6 protein-coding genes are annotated in these 4,865 nt (G+C 65.9%); 2 read left to right on the plus strand and 4 right to left on the minus strand.

Annotation, left to right across the window (positions count from 1 at the left end):
- The 3 genes from QZY06_RS16785 to QZY06_RS16795 form a co-directional block, all read right to left on the minus strand.
- On the minus strand, positions 1-405 hold a 405-nt coding region (locus QZY06_RS16785), incomplete at its 3' end, for a DUF494 family protein (RefSeq protein ID WP_295686207.1).
- 70 nt (positions 406-475) lie between these two features.
- Positions 476-1,615, minus strand: a complete 1,140-nt coding sequence (dprA, locus tag QZY06_RS16790; protein ID WP_295686208.1) for a DNA-processing protein DprA — start codon at positions 1,613-1,615, stop codon at positions 476-478.
- Between the two features lie 32 nt (positions 1,616-1,647).
- Entirely contained in the window at positions 1,648-2,844 is a 1,197-nt protein-coding gene (locus QZY06_RS16795; protein WP_295686209.1) for a LysM peptidoglycan-binding domain-containing protein, read from the minus strand.
- A gap of 139 nt (positions 2,845-2,983) precedes the next feature.
- Here QZY06_RS16795 and def point away from each other — a divergent pair, with 139 nt between their 5' ends.
- Positions 2,984-3,490, plus strand: coding sequence for a peptide deformylase (gene def, locus QZY06_RS16800; RefSeq protein WP_022976697.1), 507 nt, complete (start codon positions 2,984-2,986; stop codon positions 3,488-3,490).
- A 17-nt stretch (positions 3,491-3,507) separates the two neighbouring features.
- On the opposite strand, the gene QZY06_RS16805 is transcribed toward def, so the two are convergent.
- Positions 3,508-4,119, minus strand: a complete 612-nt coding sequence (locus QZY06_RS16805; protein ID WP_295686211.1) for a glutathione S-transferase family protein — start codon at positions 4,117-4,119, stop codon at positions 3,508-3,510.
- 380 nt (positions 4,120-4,499) lie between these two features.
- On the opposite strand from QZY06_RS16805, the gene QZY06_RS16810 reads away from it, so the two are divergent.
- On the plus strand, positions 4,500-4,865 hold a 366-nt coding region (locus tag QZY06_RS16810), incomplete at its 3' end, for a pilus assembly protein TadG-related protein (protein WP_295686213.1).

Raw genomic sequence — 4,865 nt, forward strand, 5'->3', positions numbered from 1 at the left:
GCCGGGCTGGTTGATCAGCACCAGCAGGCAGACCCATTTGACCCGCTCGAGATCGATCTCGTCCTCGAAAGCCAGCAGGCGCTCGATGACCAGTTCGCGGCTTTCGCCGTTCAGGATGCCGAGCTGCTCCAGATAAAGGAGGAAGCCACGACATTCGGCGGACAGCCGTTCCTGCTCCTGCGGTGCGTACAGCCGCAAGGTATCGGTTCGGCCTCTCAGGGTTGGCGCATTGCGCTGGTTCGCCAGGCCGTCGAGCCAGGCGAAAGCGTGCGCCACTTCTTCATCGGGGAAACCGGCCGCTGACAGCTCTACGGCTAAGGTTTCCTGGTTGTCGGAGTCAGAGAACTCGCCATCCTGGTAGTTCTCGAAGAGGTACATCAGTACATCGAGCAGGGTCTCTTTCATGTTCGCTCTGACGCCAAGACCGGGCGCGTGCAGTCAGGTTTCGGACTGCCTCGGGGGAAAGTGTAGCGCCTCATCGGCGCCGGTGCAGGCGGGAAAAACAGTCCCCTCGTCGGGCCTCGATCAAGCCTTGAAGTTCCAGGGACAGCAGCGCGGCACCCAGTTCGGCGATGCCGAGCGCCAGGGTGGAGGCCAGCTGATCGATGGCCACCGGTTGATCGCCGATCGCCGCCAGTACGCGCTGTTCGAGGCTATCGACCGGCGCATCCGCCATCGGTTCCGCGCGGGCGGCCGCCGGACTCAGCATCGGCTTCAGCTGTGCTGCGAGTTCGACGAGGATATCGGCCACCGTTTCGGTCAGGGTCGCGCCGTTGCGGATCAGTGCGTGGCAGCCGCGCGCCATCGGGTTGTGAATCGAGCCGGGCAGCGCGAACACTTCGCGGCCCTGTTCGGCGGCGAGCCGCGCAGTGATCAGCGAACCGGATTCCAGCTGCGCCTCGATCACCAGCACGCCGAGACTCAGGCCGCTGATGATCCGATTGCGACGCGGAAAATGTTCGGGCCGCGGCACCGTGCCGGGCGGAAATTCCGAGACCAGCAGGCCACGCTCGGCGATCGCCAGCGCCAGTTCGCGATTGCGGGCCGGATAGACGCGATCCAGGCCGTTGCCGCAGACGGCGATGGTGGTGCCGCCGGCATCGAGTGCACCGCGATGGGCCGCGGCATCGATGCCCAGCGCCAACCCCGAGGTGATCACCAGGCCGGCTCGCGCCAATCCCTCGGCGAAAGCCTGGGCATCGTTGCGACCCTGGGTCGATGCCGCGCGGGCACCGACGATGGCCAGCTGTGGCTCGCCGAGCAAGGCGATATCGCCCAGCGCGAACAGGCCGAATGGCGCCGCGGGGATTTCCGCAAGGCGCGCCGGCCAGGCCGGGTGATCGCTGTCGATGAAGTGGTGGCGCGGCGAAGCTGCCAGCCAGCACAGATCGGTTTCGGCGCCTTTGTGATCCGGATTGGCGAGGCCGGCGATCTGCCCCTCGCTGCAGCCGGCTTCAGCCCAGGCGCTGGCCTTGGCGGCGAACACCGCTTCCGCCGAGCCATGGCGCTGCAGCAGGCGGCGGAGGCGGTTGGCGCCGAGTCCCGGTGTGCGCAGCAACGCCAGCAGCGCAGCCGTTGGACCGCTGGCCGCGACGGCCGATACGGGCGCGGGCATCGGATCGTGGCGTAGCGCGGCTCAGGCCCGCTTCACGGCGCGGTCGGCGCCGGTTTGCGGACCTTGTCGAGCACGTGCAGCGCGCGGGTCGCATTCATCACCAGGCCGTAGCTGAGCAGCGGCGTGACCTTGAACACCATCAGCACGCCGGCGCGCAGTTCCGGCAGCACCACGGGCTTCTTGCCGTAAGGGTCCGGCACGCTGCGGGCGGGCTGGTAGATGTCGAGCACGGTGCCCGGATCGAGGCCGTGTTCGGTGCCGCGGTTCAGCGCCACGATCTGGTACTGGGAAATCTGCGACAGGCCGTCGTACACCGAAATGATCCGGCCGTTGATGTCGGTAGTCGGCGGATGCGGATAGAAATTGGCATCGAAGCTTTCCGCTTCGATCGGCAGCAGGCGGTCGGCGATCAGCACTTCGCGGCTCGACTTGGTGATCCGCATCAAGGCCGGCTGGCCAGGCTCGCGCAGTTCGGCTTCGCCGGTGGGAATCGCTTCGTAGCCGATCAGCTTGCGAGTGTCCGGATCGCGATAGGCCTCGCCCACCCGAACCACGGCGTAGTTGTAGGCCACCTCGGCCGGCAGGTTCTTCACGTAGACGTCGTTATTGGCGCCGACTGCCAGACGCTCGTCGGCAAAGGCGACGACGTACGGCGCGGTTTGCGTCTCCTCGAGCGTGACCAGACGCGGGCCGCGCAGGAAGTTGCGGATCGCTTCGATCGGAATCGCCGGCAGTGCCGCGTCGAGGTTTTCCTCGCGAATGCGCGGCGATAGGCGATCGACCACGCCGTCGAAAGCGAGCCGCGTCTGGCCGTTCACGCGTACCAGGGTCAGCACATCGCCGGGATAGATCTGGTGCGGATTGCGCACCTGCGAGTTGGTGTACCAGAGCTCCGGCCACTGCCAGGGATCACGCAGGAAATGCTGGGCGATATCCCACAGGGTGTCGCCCTTCCTGACCGTGTAGCGCAGCGGCGCGTCTTCGCGCAGCGATAGATCGCCGGCGTAGGTCCGGGCGCTGTTGGCATTGGCCAGCGGTTCGACGGTGGCCGGTGTTGGACGTCTTGCGGCAGGCGCCACGACGGCGACCGGCACCACGGTGGCCGGCGGGCTGCTGCTCGGAGCGCTGGCGCAGCCGGCGGCTAGCATCGTCACCAGCAGTGTGGCAAGCCCGAGGCGCGTGATCGGGCGTCGCGGGAGCGGAAATCGCGAGGCGTTATACTTCGGCATGGCTGCGGCTGTCCCTTTTTGTGGGCTTTTGTGGGCCTCGTGCGGCCCATCCGGCGGGCGCAGCTGAGTCTGGCATGAACGCCTGCTTGCTCGCAGGTTAGGCGAAGGTTTCCAAAGATCCACTGCAGGCCCCGTAACCATGGCGATACTGCCCATCCTCATTCATCCCGATCCGCGTCTTCGCAAGAAGACCCTGCCGGTGACGGTGTTCGACGACAAGCTTCAGAAGCTGATCGACGATCTGTTCGAAACCATGTACGACGCCCCCGGTGTCGGCCTCGCCGCCAACCAGTGCGGCGTGCAGCTGCGCCTGTCGGTGATGGATTGTTCCGAGGGCAAGACCGAGCCTATGGTCCTGATCAACCCGGAAATCCTGCTGACTGACGAGCGGCAGGAAATGGAAGAAGGCTGCCTGTCGGTACCTGATATCCGCGACACCATCCAGCGTTTCAACCGTCTTCGGGTGCGGGCGCTGGATCGTCACGGCAAGCCGTTCGAGATGGATTGCGAAGGCCTGGCCGCGCAGTGCGTGCAGCACGAGATCGACCACCTCGACGGCAAGCTGTACGTCGACTACCTGTCAAGCCTGAAGCGCGAGCGCATCAAGAAGAAGCTGACCAAGCTCAAGGAAGCGCACGCCGGCTGAAGGGCCGGCGGGAGCACTCAGCCGGCCGAAGCGGCCATGGTCACGAAGCCGGGCGTTGCCTTGATGCGCGCCAGCCAGGTCCGTACGGCCGGATAGTCGGCGAGATCGAAACCACCTTCGTCAGCGACGTGGGTGTAGGCGTACAACGCGATGTCGGCAATCGTGTAGTTCTCCCCGGCCAGATAAGGCGTCTTCGCTAGCTGGGCTTCCATAACGCCGAGCGCCGCATAGCCTCGCGGCATGCGTTCCGCGATTCGCGCCTGGTTCGCCTCGGCTGATTTCTCGATCGCCACCCAGTAGCGCACCGTGGCGATGTACGGCTCGTGGCTGTATTGCTCGAAAAACAACCATTCCAGCACCTTGGCCCGGGCCCAGCGGTCTGCCGGCAGCAGCGGCGTACCCTCGGCAAGCCAGCACAGCATCGCGTTCGACTCGGCTAGATAGCGGCCGGGCTCCGGCTCCAGCAACGGGATCCGGCCGTTGGCGTTCTTCGCCAGAAATGCCGGCGTGCGCGATTCGCCCTTCAGGATGTCGACCTCGCGCCACTGGTGGGCGATGCCGAGCTGGCGCATGGCCAGCGCCGGCTTGTAACAGTTGCCGGAACCGGTATAGCCGTACAGGGTGATCATCGATTCAGGCCTCGAAAGCGTGGATGCGCTGGCACCACGATAAGCAGCGGCGTCGATGATCGCCAGCGCGCGCGCCGCTCGGCGCAGCTTTCCTGCCGCCCATCCGGCATGGGCTCAGGTTCTTCGGACAGCGCCTTTCCGGCGCCATCGTCCAGGCCTTAATCTGCAACACGCTACCCGGAATCGATCCGGACGCGGCACCGCTTGCAGCAGCACGGCGCCGCCCCGTTCGCTCCGGCCGCGCCATGATGGTGGCCCCATTCGCTGCTGCTGACCCGCTACCGCTCCGGAGCATGGACCCCGTGTCGACCCCGCCCGAACCCCGCTCCCGCCCACCTTCCCATCCATCTGGCCGCTTCCGCCAACGCGGTGCCGCGGCGGTGCTGACCGCCGTCTCGCTGCTGATGCTGATCCCGGTGCTGGCGCTGGCCATCAACATCGGCCAGCTCTATTACGCACAGCGGGATCTGGAAAAGCAGGCGACGCTGGCGGCGTTGTCGGCGGTGCAGATTTCCAGTGGTTGTGCCGTTGGCGGTGTGCCGGCGCAGATGAGCGCCATCACTGCGGAAGTGACCAGCGTGATTGCCGCCAACAGTGTCGACGGCGCCAATAGCGTGCAGGGCTTGCTGACCGGCATCAACGGCTCGCCGGCCGTTGAGGTGGGGACCATCGTTTCGACGTCCGGCTTCCGCAAGTTCATGCCGCTCGCGATCGGTAACGAAAACATCACTGCCGTGCGGGTCAAC

Origin of the sequence: uncultured Nevskia sp. (genome assembly GCF_903885465.1) — a bacterium.
Classification (GTDB): Bacteria; Pseudomonadota; Gammaproteobacteria; order Nevskiales; family Nevskiaceae; genus Nevskia.